Raw genomic sequence first — 21,872 nt, forward strand, 5'->3', positions numbered from 1 at the left:
TGAACAATCCTGTCATGCTGGCTGATCGACCCGACTGCTGCGCCAATCCCATCAACGTAGCCTAAGCAGGGAGCACACATGCTACCCTGACCATTGTGAAAAGCTGGGTGCTTACGGGGATTAGAGCAAAGGGGAAAATCGCTGATACTGCCGAGCATAAACACCAAGTTGGAGCGCGCAGGCTGTGACCATCGGAAAGAGCCGCGAGATGAAACTACGCGGTACTTTGCAGAGCGACTGCAATATTTTGACATGAGCTTCATTCCACATTTCAGACGCTTTTGTCTAAGATGTTGAAGATCTGACGATGCTCTTACCTAATCCGACAATATCATGCCCACTCAGTCACCAAGGGAACGCGCCGCTCGTTTGTTCTGTCACCTAGCTGGTCAAACGACGAATGCAGCAGTCAAGGCACAAGGATCGGCTAGCTTTTGAGCGAGACCACGATCTTTGTTTTCGACCTTCTTAGAGCTGCCAATGAGATTGATCAGCTTTCGCGTAGCCAACGTATTCGATTCATCCTACGCGCTGCAGCCCTGATCCAAGACCAGCACCAGCATACCCTAGACCTGAAGCTGATAGCTAACAACAATAGCAGCGACCTCTTAGATGTGGTGGAAGAACTCCGTGGAATGGCGCGCCTTATCGAGTGCTTTACACCAAGTGAGATCAGTTTGAAGATTGCAGAGGCAGCAGGTATTATTCACGCCGGCATGCCCATCTTCAAGAGCCGGACGGTGCTACATTGAAATGCCGACAGATGCGAACATGCTAGAGCGCCAGTGGAACTGGCTTATCTTAGCTAGTACAGGACCAGCCTCTCAACCAACTCACTCCTGTCGAGATTGTAGAGCCTTTTCGAGATACATATCGGCATCAGCCGCAGCTAAGACCTCGTATACGTCATCGCCAGGATGCCACACTGCACCACCTGCGCTGATAGCAAAACTTTCGCTATAAACATCGCTCGGCCGGATGCTGCCGACTACCGCCCTTAATCGCGCCAAGCGCATATCAAGTGCTGTTCTGTTTGCGTCGCGCAACAGCAGGTAGAACTCGTCGCCGCCCACCCGCGCAACCGTTTCGTTGGGCATCAAGGCTTCTTTCAAAGCGAAACCAACCAATCTAATGACTTCATCGCCAAAGCGATGACCGAGCGTGTCATTTATGCGTTTCAGCCCATTCAGATCAGCAACAGCTAGCGAGAAACTACGTCCGGTGTAACCTGCCTCTGCGCATCCATTTTCCACCTCCTGATCAAAAGCTCGACGATTAGCCAGACCGGTCAGAGCATCTGTGAAAGCAAAGCTTTTTAGTTCAAGCTGAATCTTCTTGATCGCGGTGATGTTCTGCGAAATGGCCATGATGCGCGACACGTCGCCTGTTACAGGATCGAGGCATGGCGACAGTGTTGTGCGGTACCAATCGCCTCTTGATACCAATGAGCCGAGTTCCTCAAACTGGAACGCTTTACGGGTCCTAACGCAGCTGGTGTAACGCTCGCTAAGGGTGCGTGCCAAATTCGGTTCAAAGATTTCTTCGAAAAGCTTGCCTTCAATAGATGCGCTTACAATTCCCGTTTCGCGTTCCGCAGCTGCATTCATCCCAAAGATGCGGAAGCATCCACCATCTTCTACATCAACGACGAAGACTGAGACATCTAACGCGTTTAAGTCGAAGCTGAGCTGCATATATCCTCCCTTGATCCCTGCCGAACTGCATCCATCAGGGATAATCCGCAGCAGGTTAATGCCAGGAAAGCCTCGTCAGATGTTTCAGTTCTGAGACCGGCGTCGGCCAACCGCAAAAATCGACAACGGTGGTTAACAGCTGATTGGGGAATTCATGCCTTCGTGTTGAAGTGCCGCGAGAATCAGAAGCCGAAAACCGGTCGCATGACGAGAACAAAGACACCCAACACCCCGATCGAGACTATGATCGCAATAACACTGCCGATCTTCTCTGGGAGACCATCGTCGGGCTGAAAAAGTCTCATGGCGCTGTCTCCTAAACGACAATCAGGTACTCGGCCGAAAAAGCGGTCAGCCGGCTGTTATGCAGGTCTGTGACTAAAACAAGCTAGAACATTCGATCAACAGAATTTAAGTGCCCTCGGCTTCACTGAACGACTGGCATTGGCAAACAGGAGCACGCGCTTTAAGCTCGGTGTTTGTCAACTCTCTAGGCTTCAGCCTCATGATGAGGACTGAAGCATGCAACGATCCTTACCAGCACTGAGATTTTGCGCTTTAGCGCTGATTGTTTCGTTTTTCTGGATCGTCAATGTAGCGCCAACGTTCCAGCCAATCATTGGCTCGCCGCCAGCAGATGGAGCAACGCTCACCGTTGCGGCAAATGTTGGTGGCCACTGGCTCGCCGCGGATGCTCGCGGAATAGCCAAACATGCGGTGAAGTCGCCAGTAGCAGGTCTTCCACCTGAGCAGGAAGACCTTTTCCATCCGTCAACTCAGAACAGTCGGTTTGGCTTCTCGGGTGGGAATGTCTGCGGGCGTTGTGCTTCCGCGTATCAGGCACGTGCTCCGCCTTCACTGCTGATCTAGTCACTTCAACCCAAGTTATGGATGGTCGCCCGTGGTGCGGCCTTTCTCCTCATGCTGGAAGGGGACGATCCCTCATGGCTATTGAAGACAAAGATCCCAAAGATCAGCAGGACCCAACACACTCTCCTTGGAGAGTCGATTTCATCGTGCCGCTTGCCTCAACCGTGGCGATTTTCGGCGCCTTGATTGCGATCGGCTGGAGACTCGCACTGGGTCCCAGTTAGACAAACGTCGACAACCCGGTGCCGTTGATTGGAGCGGCACCGGTTCGCAAAAATACAAGCACTCACTGCAGGAGTGATGATGCGCTACTTTTTCGACCTTCGCGATGGTGACAGCTTGTTGGTGGACAATTCGGGCTTGGAACTCGCAAGCTTCGATGCAGCGAAGATGGAAGCATCAGACAGATTGACCGAGTTCGTGAAGCTCGCTGTGACCGATGACACAAGACGGGCAACGGCGATCGAGATCAGAGCCGGTGACCGGCTGATATTCACGTTCAAGATCATAATCGAGGCGAAAGCAGCTGAACGGCTGAGAATTGAGCTTGGCGCTCAATCGTAGAGGTTGTGCTTGAGCCATTCTCCATGCGGAACTGCGGCACCAACCTCATAGCGAAGCTTATGAGCGTCGAGGTGCTTGGCGCCTGTCTCGCACCAGTAGCGGAGGCGATACCACTCACCCTTGCTACGAAACACAGCGCCAGGTGCCTCGATCTGGTTATGGCCTACGATTGGCTCTGCAAACGAGTAGGCAATGACTTTGTCGACGTTAAGCTTTTTGTGCTCGCGATTGATCAAGAGCAACACCTCGAGGTCACAGGTCTGCTCAAGTCTGGTTTGTCGATCAAGCCGCATCAGCTGCGTATTCAGGCGCTCGTCGCTAAGAGCCCAGGAGTGCGTAGTCAAGAACAGCCCAGCTGCCACTGACAGAGTTGCTTTTTTCCAAGCGATCATACGCCACGTCTATGGTCACCGCGGCCTTAGCGTCAAGACCGACGTCTTTCTAAGGTCAGAGTCTTCTAACAGTGACATGGCCTGCTGTATGATCGTTCACAGCACGCAAAATGGGGCCGGCACCACCCCCGAAGGAGCGGTGCCGCCCGAGTACAGGTCGCGGCTTTAGCGAACTCGCATAACCGAGACGATGCTGCCCGAGCGATCGTTGATCAGCAAGTACTGGCGGCCGACTTTAACCCAGTGGTGGCCGCGGTTCGGCGCACGCAATCCAAAGCGCTTGTAGTCACGAATTCGGCTGTTCCAGTGGCCCCGATCCAGCTTCTGCCCCCTCGACCAGTGGCGTGACTTGTCACGACCACGGCTATCTACGAGGACGAGAGAACTACTGGATACGTCAGTCTTGATTGACAGGCTGGCGACCGGAGCGGCCTGAGCAAAACCGGCTGTTGAAACGAGAGTGATGGCGAGCGCGGCCAGAACAAACTTCTTCATGAAAACTCCTGTTGTGCAGGTGTTGCACGCACGAAGTATCGAGCTCGCCCAATGAACCAGAATGAATAGGCACCTTACAATTTGGTTATGATCTAACTGTCTTTCATGGAGGTTCGAGCAGCGAAGAGGCTAACGCTTCATCCCTACCGAATTCTCAGGAAATCATTTCCCATGCCAGCTTCTACGGAACAGTGATGGGGCATCGGCGACCCGGGTGACCGGACTGAATCGCCGTCCCACAACTTTGAATCGGCAATCTCGCAAACTGCGTTTGGTGAAGTAATGGGGAGAGCAGGATGAGGTGGATGATAACGGCGTTTGATGAGCGTGTGCGTTTCAGGCGGCTGAAGGCACAAGGGTCAGCGCAGCCCTCGGCTTGAAACAGGAAGGCCGCCAGCTCGCTCCGGAAGCGTGCAAAGGTCTGGATTGCGCACCAACCAGTTGAGCAGTCGAAGCGGCTAGGCCGACGATCGCCCTTGTGGGTCTAATCGTCGTCGCCTTCGTCCTCATCGTGCGTTGCCGCATCCGGCTGCGGCAAGAGATGCCCCCTGCCCTGGAAAGTCCAACCCGCCTTGTAGCGGTCTACGATCCCGTTAAAGGCATTCTCGGTAGCCTTGGCATCGAACCCGCGTTTAACCAGCCGCTCGATCACCGCGTCTGCCAGAGCATCCAGCTTCTCCTCGCGTTTATGCTTGAGGTTCTCCGTGATCGCATAATGCAGGAGCTCGCGCGCGATCTCATCACGGGTCGGTTCGCGTGATGCCTTGATGCGCTTGCGATAGTCTCGTTGGTATTCCCGCTGCTTCCTCAGCCGCTCGTCGCGTTTGTCTCGTCCTGCCATCCCTGCCTCCTCTCGTCCGGCACCATCGCCGTAGAACAAGGATGACGGGCGGCCTTGCAAGTCACAAACGCTGTTTGCGCTGAATCGGATTTCTCGCATTGTGAATCGGATGACCGCAAATTTTCTCGATTTGATCTGACGTGCGGGTGACCTGAATTGCCTTGTTCTGCAAACAAGGTGAGCAGGTGTAACGCTGGCGTTGGGTTCTGAATCGTTGGTCCAGAACCTTGCAACGTTGGCTTCTAGCCTTGAATCACAAACCTGCAGGCCTGAATCGGATTACCGTAAATCGAGATGCCTTGCGGGCACGTCATCAGACGCTGTTTCGGTTCATTGCAGGTCATGCGGGCGACGGACGTGGCCGTATGACCTCGAGCAGCCCCACCTTTGTAACCGGCTCTTACGTTGCCGCTCCCGCAGGCTGGTGGTTGCGCCGCACTGTTAAGCGTTGCTGGGCTTTAGCGACGACATCAGCCAGTTCCGCACCTTCCAGCACACCATGGTGCAACAAGGTCTTTGCCAGCCACAGATGCGTGTCGCTTTCCGCCTTCAGGATTGCGCTTGCCTGTTCAAAGCAAGCCTCCAGCCGTTCGTGGACTGCGGCGGCGAGGCGGGCATCAAGCGTCAGGATGTGGCTGCGGTCACTCACGTCGCGATAAACAAGCCGCTGATAGCTTGCGAAGCCAAGGCATGTTTCCAGCATCACAGCTAGCTCGGTTGCGATGGCGAGATCGCTGTTGGCTGAACCGCCCGATCCGGCCACCGGGTCGCCAACCACGATCTCCTCGGCCGCACGGCCTGCCAGGCGCACAACCATCTGCGCCATGGTAGAGGCTTCGGTATCCGGAACATGCGGTTGCGGCTCGACGCGCACAATGCCGCCCGTATCGGCTTCAATGGAAACAACAAACAAGTCACCGCGGCCAACAACAAGATGAACCAGGGCATGAGCTGCCTCATGCACAGCCATGCGCCAGCGCACCGGCTCAGGTCTGTTCATCCGGTCAGCACTCAATGCATGGACAAGGTCATCCCAGTTCAGGTCCCTGCCCGCGCGCCGGGCTGTGCGCCTTGCTTCACGAACAACGCGCTCGATGTCTGCACCGCTTCGGCCGACGGCCAGACGCGCGAGCGGGCGCAGCGAAGACGGCACTGGCGATGGCGATAGCGATGGCGCGCGTCGCCCGAATACGGCACCGGTCGATGATCTTCGGTGCGGCTCGTTTCCGCTGGCGTTTGCCATGGGTGTCCCTTCGTTGATTGATTGCATGAACGTGCGCCCCGTCGCCGGAGCTAATGCTGCGGCCTGGACACGAACATGGGTTGAGCATCGTTTGGCTCGCCGAGGCGGTACCAGCGCGAGCTCGTACGCGCCCAGCAACCATCCCTGGAAAGGAGTTGCAGATCCGAGGTGATGATCTCGCGTTCCCCGCCAGGCAGAAGCGGATGACCGGTGGAGTGCCCGGTCAAACACTGGGCAGGGCGCCACGTTAGAGCCCAGCGGTTCAACAGCGGAGGCTCGCCAGCAAGACTGGCGGGGTCCAATCCCGCTTGCACCGCTTCCATGTCTGCCATCAAGATTCTGAGACGCTCGAGCGCCTGGTTGAAAGCCGAACCATGGGTCTTCCGTTTGGGATCGAACATCAGCATTGGCCGGGCTCCATCTGTTGTGGGTTCGTCTTTGATGGAGGTGGCGCGGACGGCCTCCCCGCCTCCTCGTGCCTTGCTTCGGAACGCGGCTGCGGCCTTGAGGCGATCACGGTTGAGCAATCATTGCCCAGATGGTGAGCGAGGATGCCGACCAGGGCATCCACGTCGGGCAGCGAGATCTCGATGTGGGTTTCCAGCCGTCCTGACCGCCTGATGGCCGGATCGATCACATCCGGGTGGTTGGTCGCCCCCACAATGATCAACCCGTCGGATCTGGTTGTGCCATCCATGAGTTCGAGCAGCTTGTTGACGACGCTGTTCCAGTAGTCGTCATATTCGTTCTTCTGGCCGCGCCTGCCGATGCCATCGATCTCGTCCACAAACAGAATGGCTGGCGCGTGGCTCTCAGCTTCCTCGAAAGCCATCCGCATGCGCTTGATGACATCGCCAAGGTGGCTCGGCTCCAGCCAGGTCGACACCGACGTCGCGATTAAGGGTACCTGCAGCGTGTTGCAGAGCGCGCGGGCAAAGGTCGTCTTGCCCGTTCCCGGTGGTCCGGACAGCAGCAGCCTGGTGCTCATCTGCGACCAGGGAAGCTTGCCTGCCTGCCAGAGCGCCAGGTCGAGCTTCAGATCGAGCGCCCAATCGCTCGCCTTGTTATAGCCGTGCAGCGTCTCGACGGTTGGCGGCATGGAAAGCCCTGGCTCACCGGCATCAATCGAAGCGCTACCGGCTGTCATGAGTGCGGCTGGCTCGATGACCTCGCTGCCCGAAGAGATGGCACCGCCTCTGCGGGTTGTTTTATCCCACGCACCACTGCGCCACCCACCCGATCGGGAAGCATCGCCCTTCGCCGATTGAGCACCCTTGGTGCTCCCGTTCCTGTTCTCGGCATCATCGCCCTGCCCTGCAAGCCGCACCAGGGTGGTAAGCACGGCCTGCGGCTCAAGTCCCGGTCGCATGGCAGCGGCAAGATCGTGGATCGACAAAGCTGCGGCTACGGCATCCGGCAGGCGTTGCGGGAGATCACCGGGTGCGGAGCCAAGAACCTCATGGAAGGTGTCGCGCACAATGACTGTCGTCAGCGGCCCGGTTTGGAGACAAAGGTCTGCGGCACGGCACAAGCGCGACGGCAGGTGCTCGGCTTCCTCCGCCAGTCCCAGCAAAGGCACAGCCAGCCTTGCAGCGAAGGCGACCTTGTCCTGAACTCCGGTGATCCCGTATTGGTTGTCTTCGCTGCCACGAAACAGGATCACCGTTCGACCTTGCTTGAAGCGAGAAGGCAAACCAGTGGTCTCGACGGTCAGATCAGAGCTGCTGCAAACACCAATGGTTTGCCCAAAGGATCCCTCCTTCAACATGCGGATCAGCCGTGCTTCAAAGCCGTCCACGGGCGACAGCATGGTTGCTTGCCAGTCTCGACGCCGCAGACAGCCTCGCCAAGCCTCATCTGACAACCCAATCCGCTCCACGGCTCCTGCGATCAGAAGCATCACCGCGACTTCGTCGGCATGTGGCACGGCACGCGCACGTACAGTGCTCGAGATCTCGGCGACGGTGACGAGTGCCTCCGGATCAAAGCCGCCGCTTTCGAAAGCCAGACCCGACCGTTGGAGGATGATGGCCGTCTCCTGCCGTGTCTTGCCGAGGAGAACCGGACCGAGGGTGAGACGCTTGAGCCCATCGGCATTACCGCCAGAACTGGCATCATTATCATCCGCCGCAAGGCCGAAAGTGAAGTCGTTTTGCGGTTCGGCCTTGTTCCGCTTGGAAGGCTGATGCTCGCCTTCACCTGAAGCGGCAGCAGCCTCGCCTGTCGCCAAAAGGCCGCGCTCAAGCGCACGGTCCACTGCCCGCCGCCTTGCTTCGTGGCGCAAGCGATAAAGCAGATGCTTCCTCAGCCGCACGCTCATGTCTCTTCTCCACGATGCATCCGAAGCTGACTGTGCTCGCAGGAGACATCGCGTGCAGTCAGCCAATCGCGCACCAGCCGTGCGGCGGCATTGCCGCAAGCCACATGCTCATCGAGTGCGGTGAGGAACCCCGCCGGGATCGGCAGACCGCGACTGGCGGTGTGCCTGACATGATGAAGCACCAGACCAACGACAACAGCGGGATCGGCGTATGGGTTGCCCAGCGGCCACACGCGCTCGCCAACTGGCCCGTCCAGGGTCGCGCCGTGCCCCGCGGCCAGCCCTGTGGCGATCATCTGATGATCCAGCAGCCGCTCGGTTGGCTGCTGGCCATGGATAGAAGTCATGGCCTCAGCCAGCCTGCGCCGCCGCTCTGTATAAGAGGGATGGCGAGCGATGGCGGCGAGGTCCGGGGAGCCGATGAACTCTGAGCCAGTCCGCTTCTCTTGCGCATGGTCGACTGGCCTTTGCACCGGCAGCGGCACGGCATCACGGCGCTGCCGTGTGTTCCGAACGTCGCTGAGCAGGATCACTTTACCGTCGTCAGCACTTGGTGGCAGAGTCCATCCAGCTTCGCCAGGCTGGCCATAGGGCTTGCGGGTCATGCTCATCAGTGTGCGCCCCGCGATGCAATGCCGACGGTGATGCGGGGGCGCCGGTTACGAGCCGCCAATTGCGAACCAGGCATCTGAAGGGTTGAACCATCGCTTTCGCCAGCATCGTCCTCATCTGCCTTGGGGCGAGCTTCTTCGGTGCCTTGCCCGGAAGTGGCAAGCTCGGGATCATCGTTGCCCCTCACCCTGCCCACACCGCGTACGACCTCCCCCCGCTGCTCGGAGCGCGGCACAATGATGGCTCGGCAACGCGCGTCCAGAACCGCGCGAACCTTGTCGCCATAAAGATCACGCAGCCGCTCAATCGCAGAAGCCGCGCCGTTGATCTGCAGAAGCCAGTCGAGATCGGCCAGCGCAAACACACCCCTGGCCTCATCGCGGCACTCGCTTGCGCCGTCGATGATGGCGATATCGGCACGCGCTACAGGTGGGGCATCGTGGTCGCGCTCCAGAACATCACGAACAACAAGCGCACTGGCCATCATGCGCGAGCGCAGCTCCGCCAGGGCGCGCGGCTTGTAAGAAGACACCGAGCGCTTCACGTCGATGATGAGCGCGAGCTGCCGACCACCGGCCACGATCAGAAGGTCGGGTTTATAGAACTCGCGCGTCGCGACTTCGGAGTCGAGCCGCAGCCCGGAAGCCCTCGCCCAGTCGTTGCGCCGGAACACGGCCTTGGCTGTTTCATGGACAGGAAGCGGCCGCTCGAGCTGCACCAGAACAAGGTCCGGATTGGCGACGGCCACCAGCGCAATGCCCTTCTCAAGCAGCGTGCCTTCAAGCGTCGTTGCCGAGCGGATGGCGGCAAGCAAGCTTTCATAGCCGAGGAAGGTCGGGTCCGACTTCGCTGGGCAAGCCTCAACCTGCGCGACGGTTTCGACAACCAGCTGCTCGAAGGCGGGCAACAGCTGCTCGAGGTCTACGGTTGCGAACGGCGCAACAGCATGGCTGTCGGCAACAGCCTGTCTGGGGCCGCTGATGAGCGGTGCAGAAAGGGTCATGATCAAACTCCAAGGGGGTAAGGAAACAGCAGCCCGCACGGCGCGCGCGTTCGCAGCGCCCGGTTGTGCCGTTCGTGTTGATTGGGTGTGGTCGTGGTCGATGCGAGCTTGGCAGCGGTTGGGCCACGCCCCCAACGGCGCAGCTAACCAGTCACTCGCCTAGGCGACGGATTGATCAGGCAACCAGGTTGATGCCGCCATCAAACCATCCGGCGCTTCGCGGCTCGTCAACAAACCGCCGCCGATCCGATTGCTCACGCCAACACGACACCCGCCTCTTCGGTGGCGATGGTAGCCGCCCGGCAGATGCAATGGCGGCCATGGGCAGCAAGCTTTTGTTCCGCAGACCGTGCGCGCGCCTCGAGCATTCTGATCTGGGCAACCAGCGGTTCGATCAACGACAAGCGACTTGGAAAGCGCGCCGGACGTCGGGCAGCTTCATCAAGCTTGTGGTCGTAACGACCCGGACGAGTTGCGCCCGCTGCCTGGTCAACCCGCTCACGAAGCTGGGGGCTCGCAACCGGGATGGCTTGGTCGATGAGGTCGTTGGAGATAGTGTTCGTCACAGCTCGATGCCTTTCACGAGAAGGTTCGGGTCAGGTCTTCGTCGGTGTTACCAGCACCGATGGAGGCCGCAGTCCGGCTCCGGCTAATCCCGAAGCAAGAAGACTATGGCAGGATCTTTTCACGTCGGGAGCCCGCAAAACGATCGCGACCGCAAATCAAGCGATCGCATGGTTAATGCCGGGCTCGCCCAATCAAGACGATCGCTGGCCTGGAACGCTGAAGACAGCCAACCGGCTTTCGATCCACGCGCCAGTGTATCCCGTCAGTCTGGACGGCCGTTATATCGCTTCTGCCGGTTGCGTTTGGGTTGACCGGCAACGTGGCACAAGCATTGGCTTGCACTCCCGAGAAAGACAAACGCAATCGAGGCCGATCCGCTGAAGCCGAATTCGATGCGCTAAATGCACAAGAAGAAGCCCCTTCCGAGAAAGGGGGCTTGTGGTTGGATAGGCCGGACGCCCTCGCGGTGCGCTTGTTCAATTTGAGCTCAGAGCTTCAGGCCAGCCTGCTCTGCCGATTCAACGATTTTTGCAAGGCCGTCAAGAAAGGTTGGCCGCTTGACACCTTTCGGCTTCGGCGCGTTTGCTACTTCCATTGAAATTGGATCCGATTTCGCTTTCGCTTTCGCTTTCGCTTTCGCTTTCGGCTGCTCCGCGGACGGCTCGGCTCCTGGCAAGTGGGTTTTGATCGCAGGGGCCGCGATCTTGGTCTTGGCTTTGCCGCTCCTCTTTTGCAGCTTGACGGACTCAGTGCGCTCAGCCTTGGCCTTTGCTTTACCCGCTTCCTTGGCTTCGCGGATCGCTTCCAGACGCTTTGCGTCCTCAGCACGCGTTGCTTCAGCAAGCTTGCTGCCAAGACCCCATTCGATCGCGGGAATGACATCATCGATCAACCACGGGCCAAGCGGCTTCTTCCAGCCGTCTCGCCCACCAAGCTGCCGGAGTAAGTTCACCAAGTTTCCCCAGGCACTTTCGTGCGAGGGTCGCTCGGTATGCAATCGCCAAATTTCTCCGTGTGGGTTTGAAGCCACTGTGAAAGCAAGGTTCTCCAGCTTGCCGCGCACAATCCGCGCTTCATGCTCGATCTTGTCCACAAGCTCCCCTTTTCGGACCTGCACACCACGGTGGTGCTCATCGAGTGCAACAAGGCAATTGGCCATGATGGACTGCAGGCGCTGCATGATGTCGGGAACAGTCACCTTGAGCTTGGCTTTAACCATCTCCCGGATTCCATCGGCGCCGGAGAATTCGGCTTGCTCCTCATCAGACGCGATCTCAGCATCCGTCTGTTTGACGAAGGCCTTCACTTCCTGAACGGTCATGGAACCACCCTCCTCGTAGTGGCGCAGCAAAGCCTCAACCTTCTCGGCACCGGCACCCGTCATCTCATACATCACGGTTGCCCCAACGCCCGCATCGATGAAGCGCTGCTCGTGGTCCCGCAATTCGCGGTGCACTCGGCCGTAGTTCACCGCCGCACGCCTGGTGACCTTCAGGCGCCCTTTTGCCCATCGTTCGACCTCGTCCTGATCTTCGCAAACCTCCTGGGCTTTTGCGACCAATGCGCCACGCAAGAAGACAACCTTTGTGTCCAGACGCGTAGTGACATGCCACTCCGCCTCGCACTCCTTCAGAACCCTAACGACGTCAGCATCGATGAAGCCCAGCTCCTCAAGGGACGGCAGCGGAGGGGCGGTCGTCTCCTTCGAGCTCGCCTTGAGTGACGATGTTGCATCGTCAGTCATTTCTCTCGTAGGCGCGAGGCTAGCCTGCGCCTCCGTCGGCATCACAGTGGTGGCGGCGCTCGTCACATCAACAGTCATATAAGCTCTCCTGAAAGCAACACCCACAAACCATTTTGAGGGATGAAAGCATTGTACGGCAGAATCGAAGGTCTGTAAAATCGAAGCAATTTCGAACGAAAGTGATTTACTTGAGATAGACTTACAAATACTTATATTGCAGGCACTGAACCCACATTTGGGAGAGAATTGATGCCAAAATGCGTCTTGTTGTCGCAATCTGGAAAATTTTCGAACTTGGCAATACAGAGAATCCTGCGCTCAGGAAAGATGCCGCCGAGCGAGAGGTCAAGTAGCTTAGCCTCAGAAAACCCGACTTAGGCATCATGTGCTTCGCAACAACGAAGTATTCCGATTTGACCGGAAATGAGCTCCTTCAAGCGCGCGCTCGTGACGAATGCTTCACCACAAGGCGCTCTTGGCGAATGGCTCTTTGATGAAGCTGAGGCGATAGGAAATGGTTTCCTAAGGCTCACTGAGCCGCCGTTTTCGTGCTGTTAACCTATCCACTCTTTATCAAAGCTGGGTGCCAGCTACAGGACAATTGACGTGCAACTTCCAGCAGCAAGGAGCGGTCCCGCTTTCGAGGTGGACGATGGTTCTGCACGCAGTCTCTGACAGCAGAGGACCAGCAGGTTTTAAGCCAAATAGAGTCATCCAAGGCCATCGCCGGCATCTCGGAAACTGCCGCTGACAGCGGACGCTAGATGATCGACCTGCATTCTTGGTCAATTGCATATCGGGAGCCGAGTAGCAGCTGACCTTCCTTAAGCGCAGCGCAGTCTTCCTACGAAGATGAGCCGCTGCGCTGAGATCTGAAGCACTCAGTTCAAGCGGCTGTCCCACAGCATGCGAGCTTTAGTTCGTAGATCATCCAAGCCGCTTGGGCTGCCGCCCACCAATGTGAGCATCGCAATCGCAGCAGTCTCGATAACAATCTGCTGTGGACGATGATCGGGAGCAAGCCCAAGCCATACGGCTTGGCTGTATTCGAGGTTGGACAAGCCTGTAGAAGACACGGCCTCAGGTGCTTGCTGCGAAGAAATCATCATGGACTCAGCCTCACCGTCAATCAGCCGATGCAGCTTGGTCGTCCGGAACGGCTTGGCTTCGGCCACGTCACGACTGGTGGAGATAACGGACAGGTTTCTACACCCCAGCAACGCTGCCGTATCGCGCAAGCCAGTCTCATAAATCGCACGTGATGCACCCATAACACTGGTTTCAGCACCGAGCGGGTTCAACAAATGCACGGCCAGATTGAGCGGTGAGCGCAGTTCGAAGAACTGATACAAGCCGAGCAAGGCCGGTATTTGCGCCGATGTGGAGCGCAGCGGCAGATAGGCTAAGCCATGCGCCGCGATCAACTCGGCAGCCTCGTCTTGCGTTTGAGCAACCGGTATCTGCAATTGCCGCGCGCTTGCACCGAGGCGTTCGCCATGGGTGTCCTGCCCCGCCGAGCCATGGATCAAAACGCGATGTCCTGCCTTGGCGACGATCTTTGCCGCCAGCATGAACCACAGCTCGCCACGCGCTTTCGGCGAGGGGTAAGCTGGCCAATCCAGATCAACGAAGCGATCGCTCACCTCGGCCGCACCGATATGGCGGCGGCTCGCTTGAGCCAGACCAGCGAGTTCCGCTGCCGTGACGCCGCGATATTGCATCACGGCCAGAAAGGCGCCGATCTGGGTCGGATCGGCCTTGCCGGCGAGGATCAGCGCAAAGGCTTCATCGGCTTCTTCCATCGTCAGCGGACGGCTGCGGCCGGCACCTGCCCCGATCGTTGCCACGAACTTCGCCAGCCGCTGCCGTGGTTCGGCAAGCGGACCGATGCGCGCCAGCTTGGCGGCGAAATCCGCCGGCGTCGGGCCGCTGATCGACAGATCCGCCTGCATGGCCAAAGGCGGCGCATCCAGGATCGGCACCTTGTTGGATTGGGCGCGCGGTGTACGCGGCTGCATGGGCTGCGAAACATCAAGCAGATCGACGGTCTCGGCAGCCAGCGCCCGCAATCGCATGCGCAAGGTCTCCGCAAAGGGCGTCGGCACCATGCCACGTGCCGTTTTCACCAAGATGCGATCGCCGTAAGTGGCGCGGATTTGTTGCAGAAGCCGGCTCATGGCCGGTGCACCGATGCCCATTTCGTCGGCCGCCTTGCCGACCGAGCCGTGCACGAGCAGCGCATCCAGCGCCACAAGAAGACGAAGCCGGTTGAGCGATGATTTGGAGCCCTCGCACGCCGCCGCGCCAGCTAGCATACCAGCCCTTTGAACGGCCGAATGCTCACCATCATTCTCTTGCCTGACCTGGTTCGCGCGCGTCACTCCAGCCCCCTTTTCAAGGTGTTTTGCGGTTTCCTGAAGATGGAACCAGTCGAAAACACGATACCTTGACCCCTCCCCCCTCCTATATAACAAGACCGAAGTACTCAAGTTTTAGGGGCTGGGGCTTTGGGCGTAGAGCGTAACGCGGAATACGGGGTTGGAACGGCGGAAACGGTGGTGTTGAGGGCGCAGGGAAAAAGATGGAAAGCGGCTCTGCTTGCCACCTCGTGCCTTGCGGCAACGGCGCTTTTCCCCGGGATTGCATGGGCGCAAAGCACCGTCCAGAACGTCGATGAAGAAGAAAGCGCACAAACCATCGATGACAGCCAGGGGGGCTCGCGCACGGTCAATCTTCAGCAGGTCGTGGTCACCGCCACCGGCTTTGAACAAAATGTGAAGGACGCACCGGCCTCGATCTCGGTGATTTCACGCGAGGAACTGGAAAAAGGCAGCTTCCGCGATCTGACCGATGCGTTGCGTGAGGTCCAGGGCGTTTCCGTAACCGGCCCGGCCAACGAAAAGGACATCTACATCCGCGGCTTGCCGGGTCAGTACACGCTGATCCTTGTGGACGGGAAGCGCCAGACGACGCGCGACGCGCGCACCAACGGCAATTCCGGTTTCGAACAAAGCTTCATTCCGCCGATCCAGGCCATCGAGCGCATCGAAGTCGTGCGCGGCCCGATGTCTTCGCTTTACGGCTCGGATGCGATGGGTGGCGTCATCAACATCATCACCCGCAAGGTCGCCGATCATTGGTCGGGCTCGGTGACGCTGGAAGGTACGGCGCAGGAAAACTCCGATTACGGCAATTCCGGTCAGGTCTCGTTTTACGGCAGCGGTCCTGTGTTTCAGGACAAGCTTGGTTTGCAGTTCTGGGGTCGCGGCTTTAGGCGCGGCGAAGACAGTTTCTTGAGCGGCGTGACGGCAGCCGAAGAGCGCGACGTCACCGGGCGTCTTACCTTCACGCCCAACGAGAACCACGACTTCCTGCTGGAAGGCGGCACCACCCGCGTTCAGCGCGAAGCAACGGCGGGCGAAACGCTGGCGCTCAACGCCAACGGCACCTACAACTACAATGACCGCGATCACTGGTCCTTTACCCATATCGGTCGCTGGGGTTGGACGACCTCGGAATTCTCCTTCAGCCAGGAATGGGCCGAGCGCACCAGCTATGCCTGGACGCCGAGGGTCGGTCAGTTCGTTGAAAATCCGCGCTCGCCCGAAATCCGCAATTCGGTGCTCGATGGCAAGTTCACCACGCCCTTTACGCTATGGGGCGACCACACGCTGGTCACCGGCGGTCAGATCAACGATGCCAAGCTGACCGATCAGAACCCTGGTCGTCGCACCGGCACGGATGAAGACTTCCAGGTCACGCAATATGCGCTGTTTGCCGAAGACGCGTGGGAACTCACCGACACATTCACGCTGCAAGGCGGTTTGCGCTACGACAAGCACGAGCTTTACGACGCGCAGTTCAGCCCGCGCCTTTACGGCGTCTGGAATCCCACCGACCAGCTCACGATCAAAGGCGGCGTATCCACCGGCTTCCGTGCGCCCGACATCCGTAACATCTCGCCGGGCTATGCCTATACGACCGGCGGCGGCGGTTGTTCCTATGGTCCAACCGGCACTTGCGGCGTCATCATCGCAGACCCGGACCTCAAGGCGGAATCCAGCACCAGCTATGAGCTCGGCGCGATCTGGGATTCCTATGCCGGGGTCACGCTCGGCGCGACCTACTTCTACACCGACTTTAAGGACAAGATCACCAACGCGCTGGTCTTGGACGACAACGGCAATCCGGTACGCTGGGAAGAAGATCCCAATTACCGGCTCTGGTACAACTACAATATCGACGATGCCACGATCCAGGGCGTCGAGCTGACGGCCACCTGGGATGCGACGGACTCGCTGTCGCTTCGCGGCAGCTACACCTACACCGATTCCGAGCAGAAAACGGGTGACTTCGCTGGCTTCCCGCTGGCTCGCACGCCCGAGCACATGGCCAACCTGCGCGCCGACTATGTTCTGCCTTGGGAGGGTTGGGAAACCTGGGCGTCCCTCAACTATCATGGCGAGGAAATCGCCGGCGGTGCGCGCCTGGGCACCAACGGCACACCCGTTCTCATCAACGGTGCGGCCGGCCGCAAGTATGACGACTACACCACGGTCGACATCGGCTTCTCCTACTCGGTCGACGATCAAGCCACGTTCCGCGGCGCGGTTTACAACCTGTTCGACAAGGAAGTGGGCGCCACCGACTACAACACCTCCATTGAAGGTCGCCGTTTCTGGGTCGGCCTGACCACCAATTTCTGAGCGATCGAGGAAACCACACCTATGAACACACGTCGCACATTTCTCGCAGCAACCCTGACCGGCATTCTTGCCGTCGCCTCCTTCGCCTCGCCTTTGCTGGCGCAGGAAATCACGGTGGAGCATGCGCAAGGATCCACCAAGCTTGCTTCTATGCCCAAGAAGGTCCTCGTTTTCGACGTCGCGTCGCTCGACAATCTCGATGCACTCGGCGTCGAGGTTCAGGGCATGCCTACGGCGTCGATGCCCGCCCATCTCAAGAAGTACGAAGCGGACGAATATGAAAAGATCGGCTCCTTGTTTGAGCCCGATTATGAAGCGGTCAACGCAGCCGCCCCCGACCTGATCATCGTTGGTGGCCGTTCGCGCTCGAAATATGCCGAACTCGCCAAGCTCGCACCGACGATCGACATGTCGACCGACCAGAAAGACTTCATCGGCAGTGTCCGCAAGAACATGGAAACGTTGGGCCGCGTTTTCGGCAAGGAAGCCGAAGCCAAGACCGAGCTTGCGGAACTCGACGCCGCTTTGGCTGATGTGAAGCAAGCCGCATCGGGTGCCGGCAAGGGTCTGCTGATCCTCACCACCGGCGGCAAGATGAGCGCCTATGGTCCTGTGTCACGCTTCGGCGTTCTCCATTCCGCTTTCGGTGTCACGCCTGCGCGCGACGATCTCGCGTCGGAAACCACGCATGGACAGCCGATCTCCTTTGAGTTCATCCTGGAAACCAATCCCGACTGGCTGTTCGTGATCGACCGTGATGCCGCAATCGGGCGTGAAGGTCAGGCTGCGGCGCAGTTCCTCGACAACGACCTCGTCAACCAGACCACAGCCTGGAAAAGCGAGCAGGTCGTCTACCTGAACCCAAGCAATTGGTATCTTGTTGGCGGCGGCGTTAGCGCCGTGAAGAGTGATGCCGAACAGGTCACCAAGGCCCTGCGCAAGCAGTAGCGCTCAAGCACTCTTGGCTCCGAGTTCGGAGCTCCTTCTGACCGGCCTTTTCGCTCCCTTCCGCGAAAGGCCGGTTCCGCGTTTTGTATGCAGACCTTTTGGAACATGATGCCGCAAGCAAGCAAGGATTGGAGCCAGGCGCCTCTCGTGCTGTGTGCCCTGGCGATCCCGCTCCTGGCCGTAGCCAGCCTGTTTGTCGGCGTGAGCGATGTTTCGCTGTCGACCTTGTTCGGCGATGATGGACGCGCGCTTCAGGTTCTTCTGATCAGCCGCATACCGCGCACCATTGCGCTGGTGCTTGCCGGCGCTGGCATGGCGGTGGCCGGAACGATCATGCAGATGCTGGCACGCAACCGCTTCGTGGAGCCCTCCACCGCAGGCACCGTAGAATCCGCCACGCTTGGCATCCTGACCGTGATGCTGTTTGCGCCAGGCCTGCCGGTGATCGCCAAAGCGGGCGTGGCGGCCGTCTTCGCCATGGCCGGCACCGCGCTATTTCTCGCCATCATCAGCCGCATTCCGCTGCGCTCCATCCTGCTCGTGCCGCTGGTAGGCATCATGCTGGGTGGCGTAATCAGCGCCGTGTCGACCTTCTTCGCTTATCGCTTCGACATGCTGCAATCGCTCGGCGCCTGGACCAGCGGCGACTTTTCCGGGATCCTGCGCGGCCGCTATGAGCTGCTGTGGATCTCGTTCGCGCTCACGGTCGCCGCCTATATCGCCGCCGGCCGCTTCACGGTAGCCGGCATGGGCGACGACTTCACCACCAATGTCGGTTTGAACTACCGCCGCATCGTTGTTCTGGGGCTCACCATCATATCCATGGTAACGGCGGTCGTGGTGGTCACGGTCGGCATGATCCCCTTTCTCGGATTGATCGTCCCGAACGTTGTTTCGATGATGCTGGGCGACAATCTCAAGCGCTCGCTGCCTTGGGTGGCCATGCTTGGCGCCGGCTTCGTTCTGGCTTGCGATATCCTCGGGCGTTTGATCCTTTACCCCTATGAGGTGCCGATCGGCACCGTCGTGGGCGTCGTCGGCAGCGTCTTCTTCCTGTATCTCCTGCTCAGGAAGAACGCCCGTGTCGCTTGATATCGCAATCCGCCGCAAGAGCTTGTCGGCGCGCACAATCCTGCTGATCCTCGCCGCTTTCACCCTGCTCGTGATGATCGGCTTCATGACGATCGGCGCCAATGGCCGCTGGGACTTCGTGTTGCCCTTTCGTGGCGCCAAGCTCGCGGCGATCGTGCTGGTCGCTTATGCGGTGGCGGTTTCCACGATCCTGTTTCAAACCGTTACCAACAACCGCATCCTGACCCCATCGATCATGGGCTTCGACGCGCTGTATATCCTGATCCAGACCGTTCTGGTCTTCGTGCTTGGGGCGAACCGCGTGTCCGTTCTTGACCCGCGATGGCTTTTCCTCGGCGAAGTCGCCGTGATGGTTCTGTTTTCCGGCCTTCTTTATCGCTGGCTGTTTGCGGGTGAGCGGCGCAGCCTGCATCTGCTTTTGCTGGTTGGCGTGGTGTTCGGCATCATGTTCCGCTCGATCACCAGCTTCCTGCAACGCATCATCGATCCCAACGAGTTTCTCGTTCTGCAGGATCGGATGTTTGCAAGCTTCAACACCGCCGACACCAGCCTGCTCGCCGTGTCAGCGATCCTGATCGGCCTCGCCAGCTTCGCCGGCTGGCGCATCCTTCATACGCTCGACGTTCTGGCGCTCGGGCGCGACACCGCGATCAATCTCGGTATCGATCATCGTCGCACCGTCTCGATCATCCTGGTGATCGTTGCCGTACTGGTGTCAGTCTCCACCGCATTGGTCGGCCCAGTCACCTTCTTCGGCCTGCTGGTCGCCAGCCTCTCCTACCAAATCATTCCCAGCTACCGACACCGCCTCATCCTGCCGGCCGCCGTCTGCCTTGCCATTCTTTGCGTGGTCGGCGGACAGCTCGTGCTTGAGCGCGTATTCGGCTTCAACTCGGCGCTGTCGATCATCATCGAATTTGTCGGCGGTCTGGTTTTCCTCACCCTTCTTCTCAGGGGCGCGACGCGATGATCGAAATCAACGACGTTCAGAAGGCTTATGGCTTAGCCATTGTGGTAAAAGGCGTCTCTTTGGCGCTGCCAAAGGGGGGAATTACCTCAATCATTGGGCCAAATGGCGCTGGAAAATCCACGCTTTTGTCCATGATCAGCCGCCTCTTGCCGATGGATCGCGGCCGCGTTCTGGTGGACGGTTTCGATGTCACCACCACCAAAAGCGACGTGCTGGCCAAGCGTTTGTCGATCCTTCGCCAGGACAACCACATGACCGCGCGCCTCACCGTGCGCGACCTCGTCGCCTTCGGTCGCTACCCCTATTCACGCGATCGGCCAACCGTTGAAGACCGCGCCCATATCGACCAAGCCCTTGGTTTCCTTGACCTTCAGCCGCTCGCCGACCGCTTTCTGGACGAACTTTCCGGCGGCCAGCGCCAGCGCGCTTTCGTTGCCATGGTTCTGTGCCAGGACACCGATTACGCGCTTTTCGACGAGCCCCTGAACAATCTCGACATGCGCCACGCCGCAGCCATGATGCGCCTCCTGCGCCGCGCCGCCGACGAATTCGGCAAAACGATCGTGCTGGTGCTACACGACATCAACTTCGCCTCCTGCTACTCCGACCACATCGTCGCCATGCGCTCCGGTGCAGTCGCCTTCCAGGGCACGCCGGAAGCCGTGATGCGCAAGGAAGTGCTCACCGGCATCTTCGAAACGGAAATCGACATCCACGACATTGCCGACCGCCGCATCGCCGTTTTCTACTGATGCGGAGAGGTCCTGAACGGGAGCGCACTTTTAGCGAGACAGCGTTTGGCAGATTAGCGAATTATCTAGATCGCAGCCAAGTTCGCCGTTTATTCCGGCCGAAACCAGCCCTTACCCAACATGCCGTTCTACTTTGTTCATTAAATGCGGGAAGCTCGACCGAAATGACGTTTCAGGCTTTAGGTGGCAAGATCTCCTTCTTACGTTCCCTCACTTTTTCTGCAGTAGCTGTGCTGAGCGGCCTGCTCGTAACCCCACTAGAAGCTGAAGCCTCAGAGGCGAAGACCTTCGACTACACCAGTCATGGTCGCAGCTACCGGATCTGGGAGTTGGCTATCGGGAAGGCACCGGCTGAGGGTTATCCTTTGGTCGTGCTGCTGGATGGGAACCAGATGTTTCCGAAGGCTGCAACAATCGCGCAGCAAGACGGACGTCCGCGTTTACTAATCGGCATCGGCTACCCCGAAGATGATCGCAAAACGATCGTGGAACGTCGCTACTTTGACCTGACGCCGAAAACGCCTGAAAACCTTCTGCCCCTTGATCAAGCAGGTCAGCCCTTTGCAGCCGGGGGATTGGACGAGTTCACTGCCTTGCTAACGAACACGATCCTCCCAAGCATCAGCAAGCGACACCGCATCAACACGGAAGACTCGACTTTATTCGGCCATTCGTTGAGCGGTCTGGTTGCCTTACATGTCCTCTTCGCAGATCTGTGGTCCTTCACCGAATACTTCGCTGCAGATCCCTCCGTCTGGTGGAAGAATGGTGCGATCCTGAGCGAACTCGAAGCTTTCGCGGAAACTCCGCAAACTCGGCCTAAGCGTCTCGTTATAACAACCTCTGGACGACGTCGTGAGCACGAAGAGGCGTCATCGGCCGCCAGTACTCGCATGCGCAGCCTGCGAGGGGGCCCAACCGGTAAGGAGGTCGCTGACCATCTGGCGGCAAAGCCCAGTCTTACTGTCACCTACAAGCCTATGTCGAACGAGAGCCATGGTTCAATGGTCGAGCCATCACTTCGTTGGCTACTAACGAGATGGTCAGTCTGACCTGTGA

General features: G+C 58.7%; 22 protein-coding genes. 9 read left to right on the plus strand and 13 right to left on the minus strand.

Annotated elements, in window-relative coordinates; all coding sequences use genetic code 11:
• Nucleotides 1-434: 434 nt before the first annotated feature.
• Nucleotides 435-752, plus strand: a complete 318-nt coding sequence (locus JYU29_RS12270; protein WP_213985121.1) for a hypothetical protein — start codon at nucleotides 435-437, stop codon at nucleotides 750-752.
• Nucleotides 753-833: 81 nt separating this feature from the next.
• Here JYU29_RS12270 and JYU29_RS12275 read toward each other — a convergent pair whose 3' ends face one another.
• Complete coding sequence (locus tag JYU29_RS12275) at nucleotides 834-1,694, minus strand: sensor domain-containing diguanylate cyclase (protein WP_213985122.1); 861 nt, start codon at nucleotides 1,692-1,694, stop codon at nucleotides 834-836.
• Between the two features lie 182 nt (nucleotides 1,695-1,876).
• The gene (locus JYU29_RS18425) at nucleotides 1,877-1,999 is read right to left on the minus strand and encodes a hypothetical protein (protein WP_284144925.1); all 123 of its coding nucleotides are present in this window, start codon (nucleotides 1,997-1,999) and stop codon (nucleotides 1,877-1,879) included.
• Between the two features lie 639 nt (nucleotides 2,000-2,638).
• On the opposite strand from JYU29_RS18425, the gene JYU29_RS12280 reads away from it, so the two are divergent.
• Both JYU29_RS12280 and JYU29_RS12285 read left to right on the plus strand, forming a co-directional pair.
• A complete protein-coding gene (locus JYU29_RS12280) occupies nucleotides 2,639-2,788 on the plus strand; it encodes a hypothetical protein (RefSeq protein WP_213985123.1) in 150 nt (49 codons plus the stop codon).
• Between the two features lie 76 nt (nucleotides 2,789-2,864).
• The gene (locus JYU29_RS12285; RefSeq protein ID WP_213985124.1) at nucleotides 2,865-3,128 is read left to right on the plus strand and encodes a DUF6894 family protein; all 264 of its coding nucleotides are present in this window, start codon (nucleotides 2,865-2,867) and stop codon (nucleotides 3,126-3,128) included.
• Here the strand turns inward: JYU29_RS12285 and JYU29_RS12290 are convergent.
• The 11 genes from JYU29_RS12290 to JYU29_RS12340 form a co-directional block, all read right to left on the minus strand.
• On the minus strand, nucleotides 3,119-3,520 hold the full coding sequence (locus JYU29_RS12290) for a DUF930 domain-containing protein (protein ID WP_213985125.1): 402 nt from the start codon (nucleotides 3,518-3,520) through the stop codon (nucleotides 3,119-3,121). The genes JYU29_RS12285 and JYU29_RS12290 overlap by 10 nt on opposite strands.
• Nucleotides 3,521-3,685: 165 nt before the next feature.
• Complete coding sequence (locus tag JYU29_RS12295; RefSeq protein ID WP_213985126.1) at nucleotides 3,686-4,015, minus strand: RcnB family protein; 330 nt, start codon at nucleotides 4,013-4,015, stop codon at nucleotides 3,686-3,688.
• Nucleotides 4,016-4,499: 484 nt separating this feature from the next.
• Nucleotides 4,500-4,856, minus strand: coding sequence for a hypothetical protein (locus JYU29_RS12300; RefSeq protein WP_213985127.1), 357 nt, complete (start codon nucleotides 4,854-4,856; stop codon nucleotides 4,500-4,502).
• 400 nt (nucleotides 4,857-5,256) lie between these two features.
• Entirely contained in the window at nucleotides 5,257-5,856 is a 600-nt protein-coding gene (locus JYU29_RS12305) for an ATP-dependent metallopeptidase FtsH/Yme1/Tma family protein (protein ID WP_213985128.1), read from the minus strand.
• A gap of 293 nt (nucleotides 5,857-6,149) precedes the next feature.
• Nucleotides 6,150-6,506, minus strand: coding sequence for a DUF6634 family protein (locus tag JYU29_RS12310; RefSeq protein WP_213985129.1), 357 nt, complete (start codon nucleotides 6,504-6,506; stop codon nucleotides 6,150-6,152).
• Nucleotides 6,500-8,419, minus strand: a complete 1,920-nt coding sequence (locus tag JYU29_RS12315; protein ID WP_213985130.1) for an AAA family ATPase — start codon at nucleotides 8,417-8,419, stop codon at nucleotides 6,500-6,502. The genes JYU29_RS12310 and JYU29_RS12315 overlap by 7 nt, the downstream gene beginning before the upstream one ends.
• Nucleotides 8,416-9,030 carry a hypothetical protein gene (locus JYU29_RS12320; RefSeq protein ID WP_213985131.1) on the minus strand — a complete coding sequence of 205 codons (615 nt, stop codon included), beginning with the start codon at nucleotides 9,028-9,030 and terminating at the stop codon, nucleotides 8,416-8,418. Before JYU29_RS12320 ends, JYU29_RS12315 begins: the two co-directional genes overlap by 4 nt.
• On the minus strand, nucleotides 9,030-10,034 hold the full coding sequence (locus JYU29_RS12325; RefSeq protein ID WP_213985132.1) for a hypothetical protein: 1,005 nt from the start codon (nucleotides 10,032-10,034) through the stop codon (nucleotides 9,030-9,032). The genes JYU29_RS12320 and JYU29_RS12325 overlap by 1 nt, the downstream gene beginning before the upstream one ends.
• A 254-nt stretch (nucleotides 10,035-10,288) precedes the next feature.
• Nucleotides 10,289-10,600 carry a hypothetical protein gene (locus JYU29_RS12330; protein WP_213985133.1) on the minus strand — a complete coding sequence of 104 codons (312 nt, stop codon included), beginning with the start codon at nucleotides 10,598-10,600 and terminating at the stop codon, nucleotides 10,289-10,291.
• 488 nt (nucleotides 10,601-11,088) lie between these two features.
• A complete protein-coding gene (locus JYU29_RS12335) occupies nucleotides 11,089-12,423 on the minus strand; it encodes a hypothetical protein (protein ID WP_213985134.1) in 1,335 nt (444 codons plus the stop codon).
• Between the two features lie 803 nt (nucleotides 12,424-13,226).
• A complete protein-coding gene (locus JYU29_RS12340) occupies nucleotides 13,227-14,726 on the minus strand; it encodes a glycosyl transferase family protein (RefSeq protein ID WP_213985135.1) in 1,500 nt (499 codons plus the stop codon).
• 177 nt (nucleotides 14,727-14,903) lie between these two features.
• Between JYU29_RS12340 and JYU29_RS12345 the strand changes: the two genes are divergently transcribed.
• The 6 genes from JYU29_RS12345 (at nucleotide 14,904) to JYU29_RS12370 (ending at nucleotide 21,865) form a co-directional block, all read left to right on the plus strand.
• Entirely contained in the window at nucleotides 14,904-17,051 is a 2,148-nt protein-coding gene (locus JYU29_RS12345; protein ID WP_431192866.1) for a TonB-dependent receptor domain-containing protein, read from the plus strand.
• Between the two features lie 21 nt (nucleotides 17,052-17,072).
• Entirely contained in the window at nucleotides 17,073-17,999 is a 927-nt protein-coding gene (locus JYU29_RS12350; protein ID WP_213985136.1) for a siderophore ABC transporter substrate-binding protein, read from the plus strand.
• A 105-nt stretch (nucleotides 18,000-18,104) separates the two neighbouring features.
• Nucleotides 18,105-19,091: an ABC transporter permease gene (locus JYU29_RS12355; RefSeq protein WP_431192857.1), complete on the plus strand. Its 987-nt coding sequence runs from the start codon at nucleotides 18,105-18,107 to the stop codon at nucleotides 19,089-19,091.
• Between the two features lies 1 nt (nucleotide 19,092).
• A complete protein-coding gene (locus JYU29_RS12360) occupies nucleotides 19,093-20,061 on the plus strand; it encodes an iron chelate uptake ABC transporter family permease subunit (protein WP_488657290.1) in 969 nt (322 codons plus the stop codon).
• Entirely contained in the window at nucleotides 20,058-20,813 is a 756-nt protein-coding gene (locus JYU29_RS12365) for an iron ABC transporter ATP-binding protein (protein WP_213985138.1), read from the plus strand. Before JYU29_RS12360 ends, JYU29_RS12365 begins: the two co-directional genes overlap by 4 nt.
• A gap of 164 nt (nucleotides 20,814-20,977) precedes the next feature.
• Entirely contained in the window at nucleotides 20,978-21,865 is an 888-nt protein-coding gene (locus JYU29_RS12370) for an alpha/beta hydrolase (RefSeq protein WP_213985139.1), read from the plus strand.
• The last annotated feature ends 7 nt before the right edge of the window (nucleotides 21,866-21,872 follow it).

It is taken from the genome of Tianweitania aestuarii (assembly GCF_018457165.1).
Taxonomy (GTDB): Bacteria; Pseudomonadota; Alphaproteobacteria; order Rhizobiales; family Rhizobiaceae; genus Tianweitania; species Tianweitania aestuarii.

Excerpts from the sequence above, each read along its gene's own strand:
- JYU29_RS12275 (WP_213985122.1), bottom strand. The coding sequence starts at position 1,694 with ATGCAGCTCAGCTTCGACTTAAACGCGTTAGATGTCTCAGTCTTCGTC.
- JYU29_RS18425 (WP_284144925.1), bottom strand. The coding sequence starts at position 1,999 with ATGAGACTTTTTCAGCCCGACGATGGTCTCCCAGAGAAGATCGGCAGT.
- JYU29_RS12280 (WP_213985123.1), top strand. The coding sequence starts at position 2,639 with ATGGCTATTGAAGACAAAGATCCCAAAGATCAGCAGGACCCAACACAC.
- JYU29_RS12285 (WP_213985124.1), top strand. The coding sequence starts at position 2,865 with ATGATGCGCTACTTTTTCGACCTTCGCGATGGTGACAGCTTGTTGGTG.
- JYU29_RS12290 (WP_213985125.1), bottom strand. The coding sequence starts at position 3,520 with ATGATCGCTTGGAAAAAAGCAACTCTGTCAGTGGCAGCTGGGCTGTTC.
- JYU29_RS12295 (WP_213985126.1), bottom strand. The coding sequence starts at position 4,015 with ATGAAGAAGTTTGTTCTGGCCGCGCTCGCCATCACTCTCGTTTCAACA.
- JYU29_RS12300 (WP_213985127.1), bottom strand. The coding sequence starts at position 4,856 with ATGGCAGGACGAGACAAACGCGACGAGCGGCTGAGGAAGCAGCGGGAA.
- JYU29_RS12305 (WP_213985128.1), bottom strand. The coding sequence starts at position 5,856 with ATGAACAGACCTGAGCCGGTGCGCTGGCGCATGGCTGTGCATGAGGCA.
- JYU29_RS12310 (WP_213985129.1), bottom strand. The coding sequence starts at position 6,506 with ATGCTGATGTTCGATCCCAAACGGAAGACCCATGGTTCGGCTTTCAAC.
- JYU29_RS12315 (WP_213985130.1), bottom strand. The coding sequence starts at position 8,419 with ATGAGCGTGCGGCTGAGGAAGCATCTGCTTTATCGCTTGCGCCACGAA.
- JYU29_RS12320 (WP_213985131.1), bottom strand. The coding sequence starts at position 9,030 with ATGAGCATGACCCGCAAGCCCTATGGCCAGCCTGGCGAAGCTGGATGG.
- JYU29_RS12325 (WP_213985132.1), bottom strand. The coding sequence starts at position 10,034 with ATGACCCTTTCTGCACCGCTCATCAGCGGCCCCAGACAGGCTGTTGCC.
- JYU29_RS12335 (WP_213985134.1), bottom strand. The coding sequence starts at position 12,423 with ATGACTGTTGATGTGACGAGCGCCGCCACCACTGTGATGCCGACGGAG.
- JYU29_RS12350 (WP_213985136.1), top strand. The coding sequence starts at position 17,073 with ATGAACACACGTCGCACATTTCTCGCAGCAACCCTGACCGGCATTCTT.
- JYU29_RS12355 (WP_431192857.1), top strand. The coding sequence starts at position 18,105 with ATGATGCCGCAAGCAAGCAAGGATTGGAGCCAGGCGCCTCTCGTGCTG.
- JYU29_RS12365 (WP_213985138.1), top strand. The coding sequence starts at position 20,058 with ATGATCGAAATCAACGACGTTCAGAAGGCTTATGGCTTAGCCATTGTG.
- JYU29_RS12370 (WP_213985139.1), top strand. The coding sequence starts at position 20,978 with ATGACGTTTCAGGCTTTAGGTGGCAAGATCTCCTTCTTACGTTCCCTC.